The sequence below is a fragment of the Oleiagrimonas citrea genome (assembly GCF_012395255.1).
GTDB lineage: Bacteria > Pseudomonadota > Gammaproteobacteria > Xanthomonadales > Rhodanobacteraceae > Oleiagrimonas > Oleiagrimonas citrea.
Map to the genome: position 1 here is coordinate 1 of NZ_JAAZQD010000005.1, position 16,608 is coordinate 16,608.

At 64.5% G+C, this 16,608-nt stretch carries 17 protein-coding genes; 13 read left to right on the plus strand and 4 right to left on the minus strand.

The genetic code is table 11. From position 1 onward, the window contains the following. Positions 1-208: 208 nt before the first annotated feature. From HF690_RS14980 to HF690_RS12415, 4 genes are read left to right on the plus strand one after another with little or no spacing between them, the layout of a single operon-like run. Positions 209-574 carry a hypothetical protein gene (locus HF690_RS14980; protein ID WP_205300835.1) on the plus strand — a complete coding sequence of 122 codons (366 nt, stop codon included), beginning with the start codon at positions 209-211 and terminating at the stop codon, positions 572-574. Between the two features lie 22 nt (positions 575-596). Next, positions 597-827, plus strand: coding sequence for an RHS repeat domain-containing protein (locus tag HF690_RS12405; protein ID WP_240151772.1), 231 nt, complete (start codon positions 597-599; stop codon positions 825-827). Then, entirely contained in the window at positions 761-1,378 is a 618-nt protein-coding gene (locus tag HF690_RS12410; RefSeq protein ID WP_168609670.1) for a hypothetical protein, read from the plus strand. Before HF690_RS12405 ends, HF690_RS12410 begins: the two co-directional genes overlap by 67 nt. An 11-nt stretch (positions 1,379-1,389) precedes the next feature. Continuing rightward, a complete protein-coding gene (locus tag HF690_RS12415) occupies positions 1,390-1,914 on the plus strand; it encodes a hypothetical protein (RefSeq protein ID WP_168609671.1) in 525 nt (174 codons plus the stop codon). A 543-nt stretch (positions 1,915-2,457) separates the two neighbouring features. Here the strand turns inward: HF690_RS12415 and HF690_RS12425 are convergent. Next, positions 2,458-3,822, minus strand: a complete 1,365-nt coding sequence (locus HF690_RS12425) for a GH1 family beta-glucosidase (protein ID WP_193568499.1) — start codon at positions 3,820-3,822, stop codon at positions 2,458-2,460. 110 nt (positions 3,823-3,932) lie between these two features. Here HF690_RS12425 and HF690_RS12430 point away from each other — a divergent pair, with 110 nt between their 5' ends. Continuing rightward, entirely contained in the window at positions 3,933-5,048 is a 1,116-nt protein-coding gene (locus HF690_RS12430) for an ABC transporter ATP-binding protein (RefSeq protein WP_338042916.1), read from the plus strand. A 7-nt stretch (positions 5,049-5,055) separates the two neighbouring features. On the opposite strand, the gene HF690_RS12435 is transcribed toward HF690_RS12430, so the two are convergent. Next, positions 5,056-5,829 carry a hypothetical protein gene (locus tag HF690_RS12435; RefSeq protein WP_168609674.1) on the minus strand — a complete coding sequence of 258 codons (774 nt, stop codon included), beginning with the start codon at positions 5,827-5,829 and terminating at the stop codon, positions 5,056-5,058. Between the two features lie 208 nt (positions 5,830-6,037). Between HF690_RS12435 and HF690_RS12440 the strand changes: the two genes are divergently transcribed. Continuing rightward, positions 6,038-6,448, plus strand: coding sequence for a DUF4156 domain-containing protein (locus HF690_RS12440; RefSeq protein ID WP_168609675.1), 411 nt, complete (start codon positions 6,038-6,040; stop codon positions 6,446-6,448). Positions 6,449-6,479: 31 nt separating this feature from the next. Here the strand turns inward: HF690_RS12440 and HF690_RS12445 are convergent, their stop codons facing one another. After that, the gene (locus HF690_RS12445; RefSeq protein ID WP_113065562.1) at positions 6,480-6,686 is read right to left on the minus strand and encodes a YdcH family protein; all 207 of its coding nucleotides are present in this window, start codon (positions 6,684-6,686) and stop codon (positions 6,480-6,482) included. A 68-nt stretch (positions 6,687-6,754) separates the two neighbouring features. Here HF690_RS12445 and ttcA point away from each other — a divergent pair, with 68 nt between their 5' ends. The 7 genes from ttcA (at position 6,755) to cysN (ending at position 15,519) form a co-directional block, all read left to right on the plus strand. Next, positions 6,755-7,597, plus strand: coding sequence for a tRNA 2-thiocytidine(32) synthetase TtcA (gene ttcA / locus HF690_RS12450; RefSeq protein WP_168609676.1), 843 nt, complete (start codon positions 6,755-6,757; stop codon positions 7,595-7,597). A 74-nt stretch (positions 7,598-7,671) separates the two neighbouring features. Further along, entirely contained in the window at positions 7,672-8,871 is a 1,200-nt protein-coding gene (locus HF690_RS12455) for an amino acid aminotransferase (RefSeq protein ID WP_168609677.1), read from the plus strand. Between the two features lie 107 nt (positions 8,872-8,978). Then, positions 8,979-9,896 carry a recombination-associated protein RdgC gene (locus HF690_RS12460; RefSeq protein WP_168609678.1) on the plus strand — a complete coding sequence of 306 codons (918 nt, stop codon included), beginning with the start codon at positions 8,979-8,981 and terminating at the stop codon, positions 9,894-9,896. Between the two features lie 19 nt (positions 9,897-9,915). Continuing rightward, positions 9,916-10,692 (plus strand): M48 family metallopeptidase, encoded by a 777-nt coding sequence (locus HF690_RS12465; protein ID WP_113065566.1) that lies wholly within the window; start codon positions 9,916-9,918, stop codon positions 10,690-10,692. A 162-nt stretch (positions 10,693-10,854) separates the two neighbouring features. After that, complete coding sequence (locus HF690_RS12470) at positions 10,855-12,633, plus strand: SLC13 family permease (protein WP_205300836.1); 1,779 nt, start codon at positions 10,855-10,857, stop codon at positions 12,631-12,633. A 76-nt stretch (positions 12,634-12,709) separates the two neighbouring features. Then, positions 12,710-13,630 carry a sulfate adenylyltransferase subunit CysD gene (gene cysD / locus HF690_RS12475; RefSeq protein ID WP_168609679.1) on the plus strand — a complete coding sequence of 307 codons (921 nt, stop codon included), beginning with the start codon at positions 12,710-12,712 and terminating at the stop codon, positions 13,628-13,630. Continuing rightward, positions 13,630-15,519, plus strand: a complete 1,890-nt coding sequence (cysN, locus tag HF690_RS12480) for a sulfate adenylyltransferase subunit CysN (RefSeq protein WP_168609680.1) — start codon at positions 13,630-13,632, stop codon at positions 15,517-15,519. Before cysD ends, cysN begins: the two co-directional genes overlap by 1 nt. A 75-nt stretch (positions 15,520-15,594) precedes the next feature. Here cysN and HF690_RS12485 read toward each other — a convergent pair whose 3' ends face one another. Then, on the minus strand, positions 15,595-16,581 hold the full coding sequence (locus tag HF690_RS12485; protein ID WP_240151762.1) for an alpha/beta fold hydrolase: 987 nt from the start codon (positions 16,579-16,581) through the stop codon (positions 15,595-15,597). Positions 16,582-16,608: the final 27 nt, after the last annotated feature.

Genomic DNA, 16,608 nt, shown 5'->3' on the forward strand with positions numbered 1-16,608 from the left:
ACGACGTGAAGCTGGATAGCACGAGCAACGGCACCGTGTATTCGGGAACGGCCACCAGCTACCGCATCGCCAGCTCGGTCCCGCCCGACTTCCCTCCGGCCCATACCGCCTACGTGCGCGCCTGCTACGCCAATGGCTGCTCGAGTTGGGTGAAGAGCCAGTAGCGAGTGGAACGGGAAACGAGCGAGATCGAAACAGGGGGAATGAAGTGAACGGAATCATGCATCGGCTCAAGAGAGCCAGAGGGCTGGTGGACATGTTCGGGCTGCTCGGCATGGGGAGAGCCGCCCGGCATGTCGGTGAAAAGGGTTCAGAGGGGCGGCGTGATCACGCGGCACGATCGATCGCCCATCGAATCGGCGCTGTGGTGGCGCTAGGACTCGCGTGCGCAGCCATCACGCCCGCCCGAGCGACCCAGCACACCACCTATTTCGTCACCAACGCGCAAGGCACGGTGGTGGCGGAAATGGACAACCAGGGCAACACGACCTACGAGGCCGCATATCGGCCGTACGGCCAGCAGCAGAGCGGCGCACCGCAGGCTGAGCCCGGGGTATACCGGGCATGTGAATGATCCGGATACCGGGTTCGTGTACATGCAGGCGCGGTACTATGATCAAATGACGGGTAGGTTTTTAAGTCGCGACCCTTTGGGTTCATCCCCTGGTGGAATTTTTGACTTCAACAGATATGCTTATGCATATAATAATCCGATTGTTAATATGGATCCGGCGGGGTGCGGGCTGGTTCAAGCTATAGCATGTGTGATGCATCTTTTCCATGTAGCTCGGGAGATGCCTATTCTGGAGGGGGTGGAGAGGTTGTAAAAAATGTTGTGGCAAGTCGAGGTCTGCGAGAACAAGAATCTGGTTTAGAAAATGAGGTCATAGCGGTTGCTACTAAAGCGCTTAAAGATGCTATGGAAAATACATATAAAACTAGAGATGCCGCAGCAAAAGCGTGGGCTGCGATTGTTCAACCTTTGGCAGACAGGTTTAATACTGAAATAGGTTCAAAGCTTTTTACTATGGATGGCAACCCTTCTGGCAAGACTAAAATTGGCTCTCCGACTAGTGATGGTATCTTGTGTTCGTTGAATGCTGGTTGTGAAGTTAATGTGCGTCTAGGTGGTAACGTGCCGGGAGGAATGCTGTCTGGGTATATTCATACTCACCCGTACAATGATAACTTTAGCGCTGATGACATATATGCGGCATATGAATTAAGCAGGCATAGTTTTGTGGAAAATGACTTTTCTGCTTATGTTACCCTCTCGAACGGACATGTATATCGCTGGTCTACAGATGAGATGCGGAAAAATTATCAACCTACGTATCAGGCTCACGTTGATAAAAAAACATACATCAGAGTTCAGTAGGAGGGCAAAAAATGAAATCAATTAATTTTCGACGTGCCGCCTCGTTGCTTTTGGTCTTTTTTTCTTCTGCTTTTTTTGCATGTCAAGTTATGGCTGCTGAAAAAATAAATTATGGAAATTGCTTTAAGGCTTATGGTGCGGGTTTAAAAAACACAAATGTTTGCTTGGAGTCTTATATTTCTTTGGTTGCCAGCCCGTCAAGATTTGACGGTAAATTTGTGGCTATTATTGGGTACTTAAAAAGTGATTTTGGAGATTTAATTTTGTACCCAAGCAAGGGAGTCTACGAAAGTGGGTCTAACGTAGAGAGTATACGGTTGATAAGGCCTTTTTCGATATCTGAAGAAGTTCTAAGAAAAGCGAAGGTGGGGGCGTACCCGGTTGCCGTGGTTGGATCTTTTAATGCTGGTATTAACAAGGGTGCTGTGGGAATGCCGCAGCTTGGGTATATAAATAATATAATTAAAATTTCTTTTTCTAAAAGGATTCCGTCTGGGGTAAAAATAAAAATGGATGGTATAACCGTAGTTCACTGATTTGTTGATATTAAGGTGGGCTGTTGCTTGAATTTTTTGCGAGCTACTGCCGTGAGGCGGAAATTTGGTCTGTGTTGGAAGTCCGCCCCATGAAGTGGGTCTCTGTAAAAAGGGGCGTTTTCAGAAGAAGTGGTGCCAGTAAGTTGTTTGGCGAAAGGAGAATAACGGTTCCAGGTTCAAAACAACGGTTCCAAAACAACGGTTCCAGGTTCTGAGGTTTCCCCACGTTTTCATGCAGGTTCATGCGGGCACACTCAGCTGATCGACCAAACAACGGTTCCAGGTTCACTTACGATTGTTTGGATTGTATCGATATCGAATTGGTCGTCAGGATTCGGAGCGATGCGGTCAAGCTGACGCTGAACTTGCTGGATATCAGCTTCGATGCCAGCCCAAACAATGGCAGCTACACGGTGAGTTGGGGCTCGGTGCTTCATGCGTCGCGTACCTGTTGCAGCAGGTACGTGGGGCAGGCTGGATCATGATGCAAAGCAGTGGTAGTCAGTCGAGGTGTTTTCCGAACATGGACGACGGCAGTTATGACTATTTTGTACGCGGCTCTGACAGCGACTCGCCGTGGCTGGCGATGACTTCGGCGTAGAATTTCGCGCTGTCCTTGGGTGTGCGTTCGAGGGTTTCGTAGTTCACGTGCACGATGCCGAAGCGCTTGGCGAAGCCGAGGGACCATTCCAGATTGTCGAGCAGTGACCACAGGTAGTAGCCGCGCACGTCGGCGCCTTGCTTGATCGCGGTGTGCACGGCGCGCAAATGGCGGCGCAGGTAGTCGATGCGCAGCGGGTCGTGCACACCGTCGTCGGCGGCTACCGGCGGGTCGTAGAAGGCGGCGCCGTTTTCGGTGACGTACAGCGGGATGTCGCCGTAGCGGTCGCGGACCCAGCGCAGGATGTCGGTGAAGCTCTCTTCGTGCACTTCCCAGTCGGTCTCGGTATAGGTCGCTTGCGGTACGCGCACGGTGCGGGCGTACAGCGGCCAGGCCGAGGGATCGTGCGCGGTGAGTCCGCGCGTGTAGTAGTTGATGCCCAGGAAGTCGATCGGCTGGCGGATCTGTTCGAAGTCGGCCGCCGGCCAGTCGGGCCAGGCGTCGCCGAAGATCTCGCGCATCTCCGGCGGGTACGTGCCCTTGAGGGCCGGGTCCAGATACTGCCGGTTCATGTAAGCGTCGGCGCGCTGCGTGGCGGCGCGGTCCTCGGCGCTTTCGCTGGCGGGATACTTGGGTTCCAGATTCACCACCAGGCCGATCTGGTGCGCGCCGACGGCGCGGTAGGCCTGTACCGCTGCGCCGTGCGCGCGCATGAGGTTGTGCGAAGCGCGCGCGGTCTCGTAGGGGTTGCGATGGCCGGGCGCGAGCACGCCGTGCAGGTAGCCGCCGTCGGTGACGACCCACGGTTCGTTCAGCGTCACCCACCGCGGCACGCGGTCGTCCAGCGCTTCAAAGCAGGTCGAGGCGTATTCGGCGAACCAGTCGGCGCAGTCGCGGTTGAGCCAGCCGCCGCGGTCGTCCAGCGCCTCGGGCAGGTCCCAGTGGTAGAGCGTGGCCATCGGCGTGATGCCGCCTTCCAGCAGCGCGTCGACCAGTTGGCGGTAGAAATCCAGGCCCTTCTGGTTGATGGCGCCGGTGCCGGACGGAAGAATGCGCGACCAGGCGATGGAGAAGCGGTAGCTGGTCAGGCCCAGATCGCGCATCAGACGCACGTCGTCGCGGAAGCGGCGGTAGTGGTCGCAGGCGATGTCGCCGTTGTCGTCGTTGTGCATCATGCCCGGGGTGTGCGCGAACCGCTCCCACATGCTGGGGCCGGCGCCGTCAGCCAGCGGCGAGCCTTCGATCTGGTAGGCGCTGGTGGCGCACCCCCAGAGAAAGGATTCGGGAAAGCGCGTGTTTTCCGGCATGATTCGAGAAGCCCCCTGGACGTGCGCGACCGGGTTTGAAAACGATTACATGGCAGAATAGCGCAACCGCCCGTTCGATGGCAGCCGGCAGGACACGACGAGGACAAGCTGTGGGGAGTGTCGTACTCGAAAACGTGACCAAGGCATACGGCGAAGGCGTGTGCGCGGTCGACGATGTCAGTTTCCGTGTCGACGGCGCGCAGCTGCTGGTGCTGCTGGGGCCATCGGGCTGCGGCAAGTCGACGACGTTGCGCATGATCGCCGGACTGGATTCGGTCGACAGCGGACGCATTCTGATCGACGGCCGTGAAGTGCACGACGTGGAGCCCAAGGATCGCGATATCGCCATGGTGTTCCAGAACTACGCCCTGTATCCGCACATGAGCGTGGCCGAGAACATGGCCTTCGGCCTGAAGCTGCGCCGTCGCCCGCGCAAGGAGATCGCCCGGCGCGTGCAGGAAGCGGCCACCATGCTGGGGTTGGAGGCGCTGCTGGATCGACGACCGGGTGCGCTGTCCGGCGGTCAGCGACAGCGCGTGGCGCTGGGGCGCGCGCTGGTGCGCCAGCCGCGCGTGTTCCTGCTCGACGAGCCGCTGTCGAACCTGGATGCCGGGCTGCGCGCCAGCATGCGCATGGAGATCGCGCGCCTGCATCGGGCGGTCCGCGCGACCATGGTCTACGTCACCCACGATCAGGTCGAGGCGATGACGCTGGGCCAGCGCATCGTGGTGATGGACGGCGGTCGCGTGCAGCAGGACGACACGCCGATGCGCATCTACGAGCGGCCCGCCAATCTCTTCGTCGCCGGGTTTCTCGGCAGTCCGTCGATGAATCTGCTGCGCGGACGGCTGGAATGCGCCGCGGCCTGTGTGCACGTGGACGGCGCGGGTCGTCTGAGCCTGCCCGACGTGCCTCGCGTGCGCCGTGCGCTGGCCGCCCACGACGGCCGGGAGATCGTCGTCGGACTGCGCCCGGAGGCCCTGACCATGGCGGTTGCAGGCGCGGTGGTCCCGGCGAGTCTGGACGCCGATCTGGACGTGATCGAGCACGTCGGCAACGAGGCCTTCCTGAACATGCGTCTGGGCGCACACGTGCTGGTGGCGCGGGTGCCGCCGCAGGCGCTGCCCGAGCCGGGGCGCCGTGTGCGGGTCGCTTACGATCCGGCGCAGATGCATTTTTTCGAAGGCGGCAGCGGTCGGCGGATCGAGCTCGACGCGCCGGTCTGAGGGGTCCTCAGCGCAGGCGACAGCGGCCGTCCAGCTTCGCTTCGCGTGCTGTCCGCAGCCGTTCGGCCGGCACGCCCGTCTCGCGCAGGTCGGGTGGATAGCGCAGCACGACCGTGAGATTCTCGCCATGGATGTCGCGCAGATTCGACAATCCGCGGAACCAGCGCAGGCGGTGCGTGTCCCGCGCGTAGCCGACATCGATGTGCGGCAGGGCGAAGGCGAGCCAGCTGTCCAGCCGTAGGCGCAGCACCATCAGGCCCTGACGGGCCGCGTCGGGGTCGTGGCGTCGGGCGATGGCGAAATCGAGGAACTTCAGGCGACTGGGCACCAGGAATCGCAGCTTCAGCGTCTGACCCGCCGCCAGTGCGTCCCAGTGCGCGCGCACGAAGGCGTCGAAGCCGCTGTCGATGACCGGCGTCGGCACCATCGGCAGCGGTGCGCTGCGAGTCTTCTTCGCGCCGACCTTGTGCACGTAGACCACGCGCAGGCCGGCCTGCGTGCGCACGCCCTCGCGGTAGCCGCTGCGTGCATCGCGGAAGGCGAAGTCGGGGGCTTGCGGCGTGCGTGTGTCCAGCCACTTCCGCGCGAACGGTCGTCCGTCCGGACAGCGGTACAGGACCATTTCGCGAGGGCCGTCGGCGCTGTCGAACAGGTAGTGCACTTCGCGGTACAGCACCCTGGCGTCCGGTGCGGCGCGGGCGATGCCCGTGTACTGGCGGATCGGGCCGGTAGGTGTGCCGGCGGAAAGCGCGGCCAGGGACAGCAGCAGGGCGGAAAGCATGGCGGCTCCGTGTGCGAATCGGGTGTGCGCGCGTCGATCGCGGCGTCACTCTCTTCAGCTACGCGTGCCGACCGCGCGCGGATGCGCGGCGCGCTGCACGATTACACATGCCCGCCCGGTTCCGCCGCCGGACTTTAAGCCGCAAGTCACGTTCGCGCGGTACGATGCGCGTTGATCCACTGGATGCGTTTCCTTTCCGGAGAATTCCATGCACAAGATTCCGTTGCTCGCGCTGGCCGCGCTGACCTTGACGGTCGCCGGCTGCACCTGGGGCATCAAACTCAACGAAGGCGGCAAGCAGGTGCGCACGGCCTGGAACCAGGATGTCACCCAGTGCAAGCAGCTGGGGCGGGTCACGGTGTCGGTGATGGATCGCGTCGGTCCGATCGACCGCAACGACATCAAGGTGCGCGACGAGCTGGAAGTGATGGCGCGCAACGAGGCCGCCAGCATGGGTGCCGACACCGTCAAGCCGCTGGGCGAGCCGCTCGACGGCCAGCAGGCGTGGGGCGCGTACCAGTGCGGCAAGGCGACCATGAAGCCGGCCGCGGCGATGCCGAACACGAGAGCGCAACCGCAGAGCGGTTCGGCGCAGACCTATCCGGTCCAGGGCAACTGATCGCGCGGGCGCGGCGACGGTCGCGCCCCGCTCAGGCGTCGAGGTCGGGAATCATTCGGCTTTCCAGCCGCGCGATGCTGTCCTTGAGCAGTAGTTTGCGCTTCTTCATGCGGTTCAGGCGCAGCTGATCGCACAGCGGGTTCGCGCTCAGACGCGCGATGGCGTCGTCCAGGTCGCGATGTTCCAGACGCAGGGCTTCCAGCTGGCGGGCGGTTTCGACCGGGTCGGGCGGATGCACGGGATGCTCCGTGGCGGAATCTCCAAGTGCCAAGTGTAGCGCCGTCGACGTCGGTACAATGACTCGCCATGAACGCTCGTGAAATTGCCATCCCGCTCGACGGCCTGCGCGGCGCGCGCCGCGGTGAGTCCCTGAACCGCAAGCTGCGCCGGCTGACCGGCAAGGCCATCGCCGACTTCGGCATGATCGAGGACGGCGACAGGGTCATGGTCTGCCTGTCCGGCGGCAAGGATTCCTACACCCTGCTCGACATGCTGCTGCAGCTGCAGGCGCGTGCACCGGTGCGCTTCGAGCTGATCGCGGTGAACCTGGACCAGAAGCAACCCGGCTTCCCCGAGCACGTGTTGCCGGACTACCTGCGCGCCAGGGGCGTGCCGTTCCACATCATCGAGCAGGACACCTACAGCGTGGTCAAGCGGGTGATTCCCGAGGGCGCGACCACCTGCGGGCTGTGTTCGCGGTTGCGGCGCGGCTCGCTGTACACCTGGGCGGCCGCCAACGGCATCACCAAGATCGCGCTCGGTCATCACGGCGACGATCTCGTCGCCACGCTGTTCCTGAACCTGTTCTTCCAGGCCTCGATGAAGTCCATGCCGCCGAAGCTGCGCTCGGATGACGGCCGCCACGTGGTGATTCGTCCGCTGGCCTATTGCCGCGAACGCGATATCGAGGCCTACGCCACCGAGCAGGGCTTCCCGATCATTCCCTGCAACCTGTGCGGCAGCCAGCCCAACCTGCAGCGCCAGGCCGTGCAGGGCATGCTCGATGCCTGGGATCGCGAACATCCCGGCCGCGTCGACAACATCCTGCGCGCGCTGGGCCACGTCACGCCTTCGCACCTGGCCGATCCGTCGCTGTTCGATTTTGCCGGGTTGCGGGCCGATCCTGGCGCTCACGCCGAAACGTCATAAATCGACGGTCGGTGCGCGCGCGAACAAGCCGTACACTTGGCGTTCTCCGTCCCCCGACTAGCACGAGTTCCGCCATGTCCCTGTTTCACTCCGTCGCGCTGGCGCCCCGCGATCCGATTCTGGGCCTCAACGAGGCCTTTGCCGCCGATACGCGGCCCGGCAAGGTCAATCTCGGCGTCGGTGTGTACTACGACGCCGAAGGCCGGCTGCCGCTGATGCGCGCGGTGCGTGAGGCCGAGCGCGAGCGCCTGGCGACGCCCACGGCGCACGGCTATCTGCCCATCGACGGGATCGCTGCCTACGACGCGGCCGTGCAGCAGCTGCTGTTCGGCGCCGAGGCTGCCGCCGTGACCGAGCGCCGCGTGGTCACCGTGCAGAGCCTGGGCGGCACGGGCGCGCTGAAGGTCGGCGCGGACTTCCTGCATGCGCTCGATCCGTCCGCGAAGGTCGCGATCAGCACGCCGAGCTGGGCCAACCACCGCGGTATCTTCGAGAACGCCGGCTTCGAGGTGATCGACTACCCCTACTACGATGCCGCCAGTCACGCGGTCGATATCGACGGTCTGCTCGCCGCGCTGGACGGTTTTGCGCCCGGCACCATCGTGGTGCTGCATGCCTGCTGCCACAACCCGACCGGCGTGGATCTCGATACCGCGCAATGGCGGCAGGTGGTCGAACGCATGCAGGCGCGCGAGTTGGTGCCGTTCCTGGACATCGCCTACCAGGGGTTCGGCGACGGCATCGAACCCGATGCGGCCGCGATCCGTCTGTTCGAGGCCAGCGGGCTGCCGATGTTCGTGGCCAGCTCGTTCTCCAAGTCGTTCTCGCTGTACGGCGAACGTGTGGGCGCGCTGTCCGTCGTCGCCGCCAGCGACGACGAGGCGCGGCGCGTGCAGTCGCAGCTCAAGCGAGTGGTCCGCACCAACTATTCCAACCCGCCGACCTACGGCGCCGCGCTGGTCAGTCACGTGCTGCACACGCCGGCGCTGCGCGCGATGTGGGAGGACGAGCTGGGTGCGATGCGCGAGCGCATCCGCGCCATGCGTCGCGGCCTGGTCGCGCGGCTGGCCGCGCACGGCGCCACCGGCGATTTCGGTTTCATCGAGCGTCAGCGCGGCATGTTCTCCTATTCCGGCCTCGACGCCGCGCAGGTGGCGCGGCTGGCCGAGGAATTCGGCATTTACGCGGTGTCCTCCGGGCGCATCTGCGTGGCGGCGCTGAACGAAGGCAATCTCGACACCGTCGCCGGCGCCATCGCGGCGGTCGGTCGCTGAATCGCGCTGTACGGATACCGGTTGGACCGGGGCGGCCTCGGGTATGATCGTGATCTTTGTTTCCACGGCCCGGCGCACGGCCGGGCTGTCCCGATCACGGACTGCCCATGTTCTTCCGCAATCTCACGCTGTTCCGCTTTTCGCCCGCCGTCGCCGAGAATCTCGGTGAACTGGAAGCCGCGCTCGACGAGCATCGCCTGCGCCCCTGCGGGGCCATGGAGATGTCCACGCACGGCTTCGTGTCGCCGCTGGGACCGGATGCCGAGGCCCTGACGCACGGCGTTGGCGACAGTCTGCTGGTCACCGTCGGCAGCGAAGACAAGCTGCTGCCGGCCTCGGTGGTCAACGAGGAGCTGTCGCGCAAGGTGCGCAAGGTGGCCGAGGACGAAGGCCGCCGCGTCGGCGGCCGCGAGCGCAAGCGGCTGAAGCAGGAAATCCTGGACCAACTGATGCCGCGCGCCTTCTCGCGCCCGTCGCGCATGCAGGTCTGGCTGCAGCGAAAGCTCGGCTGGGTGGTGTTCGACAGTTCCAGTCGCAAGGCCGCCGAGCAGGGCCTGACCAACCTGCGCGAGGCGTTGGGCAGCTTCCCCGCGCTGCCGCTGGCGCCGGAGAAGTCGCCGCGCCAGATCATGACCGACTGGCTGACCAGCGGTGATCTGCCGGCCGGTCTGACGCTGTCCGACGAGTGCGAATTGCGCGATCCGGCCAACGCCGGCGGCGCGGTGGTCCGCTGTCGTCATCAGGAGCTTGAATCGGACGAGATTCGGGAGCATCTTCGCGGTGGCAAGCAGGTGTTCCAGCTGGGCCTGGAATTCGACGAGCGCATCGGTTTCGTGCTCGGCGAGGACATGGTCATCCGCAAGCTGAAATTCTTCGACGTCATCACCGACGAGCTCGACCATGCCCAGGCCGATTCGGTCGCCGAGGAAATGGATGCGCGCTTCGCGCTGATGACGCTGGAGCTGGAGCGCCTGCTGGCGAAACTGGACGAATGGTTCGGCCTGCCCCGTCCCGACGGGGCCTGACAACGGGCATGCACAAACGATGGTTCGCGAACGGGTAACGGACAACTGGCTGGAGCTCTCCACGGCCAGTGGCGCCCGCATCAAGGTGCTGGGCAACGCGCATCCGCGCTCGAAGCGACTGCGGCTCACCATCACGCCCGGCGGCGCCCGCGTGAGTTATCCGCAGGGCACGCACCCAGCCCGCGTATCGGCGTTCCTGCGTCAGCACGCCGATTGGCTGGAACGCGAACTGGGCGAGCAGCGTCAGCGGCTCAAGCCCCTGTCCCGGCTGAACGTGGGACGCGAGACTGAGATGCCCCTGCGCGGTCGGCAAGTGCCGCTGCGCTGGAGTGAGGGGCCGTATCCGCGTATCCAGCGTGACGCCGACGATGCCGTGGTACTGGTGCTGCCGCGCCTGCAGCCGCGGTTCCTGCCGGTAGCGCGCGGGCTGCTGGCCGCTTTTCTGGAAGACCGCATCCGCCGGGATGTCGGGCGCTGGATGCCGCGCTACGTGCCGCAGCTGGGGCATGCGCCGACGGCCCTGCGTGTGCGACCCATGCAGAGCCAGTGGGGCAGCCTGGACACGCGCGACCGCATCAATCTGGATCTTTCCCTGGCGCTGGCGCCTGCGGCGGCGCTGCGCTACGTGCTGGTGCACGAGCTGTGTCACCTGAAAGTGCGCGATCACTCGCCGCGCTTCTGGCGACAGGTCGGCGAGCTCGATCCGGGCTGGGAGGCGCAGCGCGCCTGGCTGCGCGATCACGGCGCGGAGCTGAAGCTGCAGATCGAGCGCCTGGTGGACGACATCGCCGACTGACGCGTCGCCCGTCCGTCGTGGGCCGTTGGTGACATTCCCCGTCGACCTGCATCTGTGGCATGTTGGCATGCCCATTCCATCCGGGCCTGCCGTGTCGACAACGTCGTTCCCGTTCCTGCGGCGCATGCCGCGATTCCTGCGCTGGTGCGCGGAGGCCGCCCGATGACGGGCCTGGGTCCCGATGCCTGGCTGACGGTCGCGGTGATCGTCGGCACCATGGCGATGCTGGTGTGGGAGCGTTTCGCGCCGGAATTCGTGTTGATGGGCGCGGTGGCCGTGCTGCTGCTGTTCGGCGTGCTGACGCCGGTGGAGGCCCTGGCCGGATTCTCCAACACGGCGGTGCTGACGGTGGCTGTCCTGTTCATTGTCGCCGCCGGATTGCGCGCCACCGGTGCGATCCGCTGGGTCGGTGCATGGGTACTGGGCAAGCCGCGAGGCGCGTTCCTGGCGCAGGCCCGGCTGATCGGGGTTTCGTCGACGCTCAGCGCCTTCATCAACAACACGCCGGTGGTGGCGATGCTGACCTCGGCGGTGGAGAACTGGTCGCGCAAGAGCGGCATCTCCGTGTCGAAGCTGCTGCTGCCGCTGAGCTACGCGACCATCCTCGGTGGGCTGTGCAGCCTGATCGGAACCAGCACCAACCTGATCGTCGACGGTCTGGCGCAGAACTATCCCGGCCTGCCGCACCTGCACATGTTCGACCCGGCCTGGGTCGGCGTGCCGGCGGCGCTGGTCGGTTTCGTCTACCTGCTGACCTTCGGGCGCTGGCTGTTGCCCGACCGCCGCGGCGCGATGGAGCAGGCGCGCGACACCAAGGAATACGTGCTGGAAATGCGCGTCGAGGCCGATGGCCCGCTGAATGGGCAGACCCTGGAGGACGCGGGGCTGCGCAGCGTGCCGGGGCTGTTTCTGGCCGAAATCCAGCGCGACGGGCGCCTGCTTCCGGCATTGGCTACATACACCCGCCTGCGTGGCGATGATCGACTGGTGATCGTCGGTTCCGCCGAGCGCCTGCGCGAAGTGCGGCAGTGGCCCGGATTGCGTCATGCCGACGATCAGGTGTTCAAGATCGGCGGCGTCGAGGGGCGGCACTTCGTCGAGGTAGTGCTCTCGCGTCTGTCGCCGATGGTCGGGCGCTCGCTGCGCGAGGGCAATTTCCGCCATCGCTACGACGCCGTGGTGGTGGCCGTGAACCGTCACGGGCGCCAGTTGACGGACAAGCCCGGCAACGCGGTGCTACAGACCGGCGACACGCTGCTGCTGGAGACCACGCCGGGCTTCACCGACCGCTTCGCGCAGTCGCACGAGTTCGCCATGGTCAACCTGCTCGACGACACGCCGCCGGTGCAGCCCCGCAAAGCTTTGCTGTCGCTGGGCATCCTGGGGGCGATGATCGTGGCCAACACACTGCTGCGCGTGGATATCTTCGTGTCCGCGCTGGCAGCGGGGCTGGCGATGCTGGTGAGCGGCTGCCTGCCGTTACGCGATGCGAGAAAATCGGTGGATTTCCCACTGATCGTAGTTATTGCATGCGCATTTGCCATTGGAAAAGCCACCCAGACCACCGGTCTGGCCAATGAAGTGGCTCACTTGCTGCTGGAGGGGGCGAGCGGCGATCCGTTCCGCACGCTGATCCTGCTGTATGTCTGCACGGTGATCTTCACCGAGCTGCTGACCAACAATGCTGCGGCCGTGCTGATGTTCCCGATCGGCATGGCGGCGGCCGCGCAGCTGGGTGTGCTGCCGATGCCCTTCGTGATGACGGTCATGGTCGGTTCCTCGGCCGCCTTCATCACGCCGATCGGCTATCAGACCAACTTGATGGTCTACGGGCCGGGCGGGTACCGGTTCATGGACTATGTGAAGGTCGGTACGCCGTTGTCGATCCTGGTCGGCGCTGTGGTCCTGTGGGTGATTCCGCACGTGTGGCCTTTTCATTGAGTGGCTCCCCGGCGTTTGCCGGGTCCGGCGCGGCCAAGCGCAGTACACTTGCAAAGATATGCGAAACGGAAGACCCATGACGGACATCGACACGCTGGCGCGGGGTTCCCACCTCAAGCGCCTGGAAGCCGAGAGCATCCACATCATGCGCGAAGTGGCGGCCGAGTTCGCCAATCCGGTGATGCTGTATTCGGTCGGCAAGGATTCCTCGGTCCTGCTGCATCTGCTGCAGAAGGCGTTCCATCCCGCGCCGCCGCCGATTCCCCTGATGCACGTGGATACGACCTGGAAGTTCCGCGAGATGATCGCCTTCCGCGATCGCCGCGCGAGGGAAACCGGTGCGCGGCTGATCGTGCACACCAATCCGGACGGTCTGCGCGATGGCGTGGGGCCGTTCACGCACGGTTCGGCGGTGCACACCGACATCATGAAGACCCAGGCCCTGAAACAGGCCCTGGACCAGTACAAGTTCGACGCCGCCATCGGTGGCGCGCGTCGCGACGAAGAGAAGTCGCGCGCCAAGGAGCGCGTGTTCTCGTTCCGCAATGCGCAGCATCGCTGGGACCCGAAAAACCAGCGCCCGGAGCTGTGGAATCTCTACAACGCGCGCATTCGCAAGGGCGAGAGCGTGCGCGTGTTCCCGCTGTCGAACTGGACCGAGTTGGACATCTGGCTCTACATCTACCGCGAGAACATCGAGGTGCCGTCGCTGTACCTGGCGGCCGAGCGCCCGGTCGTCGAGCGCGATGGCACGCTCATCATGGTCGACGACGACCGCATGCCGCTCGAGGATGGCGAGACGCCGCAGATGCGCACGGTGCGTTTCCGCACGCTGGGCTGCTACCCGCTGACCGGCGCCATCGAGTCGGGGGCCGACACGTTGCCCAAGGTCATCCAGGAAATGCTGGTCGCGACCACGTCCGAGCGCCAGGGCCGCGTGATCGACAAGGACGCCGGCGCGTCCATGGAGCAGAAGAAGCAGGAGGGTTATTTCTGATGGCTACCGATTCCGCCACTGCCGCCATCGACGCCTACCTGCGCCAGCACGAGACCAAGGGCCTGCTGCGCCTGATCACCTGCGGCAGCGTGGATGACGGAAAGAGCACGCTGCTGGGCCGCCTGCTGTACGACACCAAGCTGCTGTTCGACGACCAGCTGTCCGCGCTGGAGGGTGACAGCCAGCGTCACGGCACGCAGAACGGCGAGCTCGACTTCGCGCTGCTGGTGGACGGTCTGTCCGCCGAGCGCGAGCAGGGCATCACCATCGACGTCGCCTACCGCTTCTTCGGCACTGACCGGCGCAAGTTCATCGTCGCCGACTGTCCGGGCCATGAGCAGTACACGCGCAACATGGCCACGGGCGCTTCGACCGCCGATCTGGCCGTGGTGCTGGTCGATGCGCGCAAGGGTCTGCTGACCCAGACGCGCCGGCACAGCTACATCTGCGCGTTGCTGGGGATCCGTCACGTGCTGCTGGCGGTGAACAAGATGGATCTGGTCGACTACGCCGAGGACGTGTTCGCCGATATCGAGGCCGGCTACCGCGAACTGGCCGACCAGCTCGGCATCGCGCAGGTCACCGCGATCCCGGTGTCGGCGCTGAAGGGCGACAACGTCAGCACGCGTTCGGACGCGATGGCCTGGCATGACGGTCCGACCCTGCTCGAGCATCTGGAGACGGTGGAGATCGAGCGGCCCGCCCAGACCCTGGGCTTCCGCATGCCGGTGCAGTGGGTCTGCCGTCCCGACCAGAACTTCCGTGGCTACGCCGGACAGGTCGCGGCCGGCACCATCCGTCCCGGCGACGAAGTGGTAGCGCTGCCGGGCGGGGCGCGTTCGCGCATCGCGCGCATCGTCACCGCCGATGGCGATCTCGACGTCGCGCAGCCCGGCGACGCGATCACCCTGACACTGGAGGACGAGCGCGACATCAGTCGCGGCGACGTCATCGCCGGCACGGCCTCGCCGCCGCAGGTGGCGGATCAGTTTGCCGCGCATCTGCTATGGATGGACGGCCATGCGCTGCTGCCGGGTCGCCCCTACTGGCTGAAAATCGGCACCCGCACGGTCAGCGCGCAGGTCACCGAGATCAAGCACAAGATCGACGTCAACACGCAGGATCATCTGGCCGCCAAGCGGCTGGAATTGAACGAAGTCGGCTACATCAACGTCAGCGTCGATCACGCGATTCCGTTCGAGGCCTATGCCGATTGCCACGAGCTGGGCGGCTTCATCCTCATCGATCGTCAGACCAACGCCACGGTGGCGGCCGGTGCGCTGGACTTCGCTCTGCGCCGTGCCGACAACATTCACTGGCAGCACATCGACGTCGACCGCGAGGCGCGCGCCCGCATCAAGGGTCAGCATCCGGCCTGCTTGTGGTTCACCGGCCTGTCCGGTTCGGGCAAGTCGACCGTGGCCAATCTGGTCGAGAAGCGCCTGCACGCGATGGGCTATCACACCATTCTGCTGGACGGCGACAATGTGCGGCACGGCCTCAACCGCGATCTCGGTTTCACCGACGAGGATCGCGTCGAGAACATCCGCCGCGTGGCCGAGGTGGCCAAGCTGATGACCGACGCCGGACTGATCGTGCTGGTCAGCTTCATCAGCCCGTTTCGCAGCGAACGTCAGATGGCGCGCGCGCTGTTCGACGCGGGCGACTTCCACGAGGTCTTCGTCGACACGCCGCTGGCGATCTGCGAGCGGCGCGATCCCAAAGGACTGTACGCCAAGGCCCGCGCCGGCGAGTTGAAGAACTTCACCGGTATCGATTCGCCCTATGAACTGCCCGAGCATGCCGAGGTGCATCTGCACACCGCCGACACGGCGCCCGACGTGCTGGCGCAGCAGGTCATCGAGGAATTGCTGAAGGACGAAGCGTAGGACCGGCGGGTCGGCTCACCCCGCACGTGCAGCTGCACAGGCGGGGGAGGTGCGGCATCGCTGCAACGGTGCCGCTCAGTGCGCGACGGCGAAACCGGCGAGGATGCGCGCGGTCTCGTCGGGCTTCTCCAGTTCCGGCACGTGACCGCAGCCGTTGAGCACGGTGGCGCTGATGCTGGGGGCGTGAGTCAGGCCGTTGCGCAGCGTGCTCAGCGCGGACACGTCGATGATCTTGTCGTGGCGGCACCACAGACCCAGCACCGGCATGGTCAGTTTGCCCAGGCGCTTGTCGAGAATCGTGTACTGGTCCGGTTGCACCAGTTCCTTGAATACCCTGTTCAGAAACGCGCTGCTGGCACGCTCGCGCTGGACCATCACGTCGGCGAAGCGCGAGGGCATCTTCGGCGGTTGCGCGAAGACCCGGCGCATCATGCGCTCGAAACCGGCGCGGCTGTCGTAGGCGAACGGGTTGTGCCCACTCAGCGCCTGGCGCGCGAAATCGTTCTTCACGAAGTCCAGGCCGAAGCTGCTGACCAGGGCCAGCGCGCTGACCCGGTTCGGGTGCTCGCTGGCGTAGACGCCGGCGATGGCACCGCCCATCGAATGCCCGACCAGCACGAAGCGCTGCAGTTGCAGGGTATGCACGAACGCCTGCAGGCGTTCGGCCTGGTGGCTGATGTCGTAGTTGTCGCCGGGGTGGCGGGTGGACTCGCCCCAGCCGGGCAGGTCGGGAATGATCAGGTGGAAGTTGCGCGTCAGCGTCGGTGCGACCTTCAGCCATACGTTGCGGTCGGCGCCGTAGCCGTGCAGCAGCACGATGGTCGGTCCCTTGCCGCCTTCGTAGTAGGCCCAGTCGGTGTCGCCGATCTGCACGTGGTGCGTGCTCAGCCCCGCCTGCTCGGCCTTGCGCCAGGTGTTGACCTGCATCAGCCACTGCGGCGCGAACAAGTACAACCCGCCGCCGACCACCGCGATCAGCGCCGCCAGCGCCAGCAGCATCTTCAGGCGGCGCAGCAGCAGGTATTTCCACAGCGGTCGGTCGGTCGGGACGGAATGATTCATGACGGGCGGAAGTCTCGTGTGTCGGAG

Bases quoted from the DNA above. Each gene is read 5' to 3' on its own strand.
- HF690_RS12465 (WP_113065566.1), top strand. From the start codon at position 9,916: ATGGTTCGCGAACGGGTAACGGACAACTGGCTGGAGCTCTCCACGGCC.
- HF690_RS12470 (WP_205300836.1), top strand. From the start codon at position 10,855: ATGACGGGCCTGGGTCCCGATGCCTGGCTGACGGTCGCGGTGATCGTC.
- HF690_RS12410 (WP_168609670.1), top strand. From the start codon at position 761: ATGTGTGATGCATCTTTTCCATGTAGCTCGGGAGATGCCTATTCTGGA.
- cysD (WP_168609679.1), top strand. From the start codon at position 12,710: ATGACGGACATCGACACGCTGGCGCGGGGTTCCCACCTCAAGCGCCTG.
- HF690_RS12415 (WP_168609671.1), top strand. From the start codon at position 1,390: ATGAAATCAATTAATTTTCGACGTGCCGCCTCGTTGCTTTTGGTCTTT.
- ttcA (WP_168609676.1), top strand. From the start codon at position 6,755: ATGAACGCTCGTGAAATTGCCATCCCGCTCGACGGCCTGCGCGGCGCG.
- HF690_RS12460 (WP_168609678.1), top strand. From the start codon at position 8,979: ATGTTCTTCCGCAATCTCACGCTGTTCCGCTTTTCGCCCGCCGTCGCC.
- HF690_RS12485 (WP_240151762.1), bottom strand. From the start codon at position 16,581: ATGAATCATTCCGTCCCGACCGACCGACCGCTGTGGAAATACCTGCTG.
- HF690_RS12405 (WP_240151772.1), top strand. From the start codon at position 597: ATGCAGGCGCGGTACTATGATCAAATGACGGGTAGGTTTTTAAGTCGC.
- HF690_RS12435 (WP_168609674.1), bottom strand. From the start codon at position 5,829: ATGCTTTCCGCCCTGCTGCTGTCCCTGGCCGCGCTTTCCGCCGGCACA.
- HF690_RS12440 (WP_168609675.1), top strand. From the start codon at position 6,038: ATGCACAAGATTCCGTTGCTCGCGCTGGCCGCGCTGACCTTGACGGTC.
- HF690_RS12425 (WP_193568499.1), bottom strand. From the start codon at position 3,822: ATGCCGGAAAACACGCGCTTTCCCGAATCCTTTCTCTGGGGGTGCGCC.
- HF690_RS12455 (WP_168609677.1), top strand. From the start codon at position 7,672: ATGTCCCTGTTTCACTCCGTCGCGCTGGCGCCCCGCGATCCGATTCTG.
- cysN (WP_168609680.1), top strand. From the start codon at position 13,630: ATGGCTACCGATTCCGCCACTGCCGCCATCGACGCCTACCTGCGCCAG.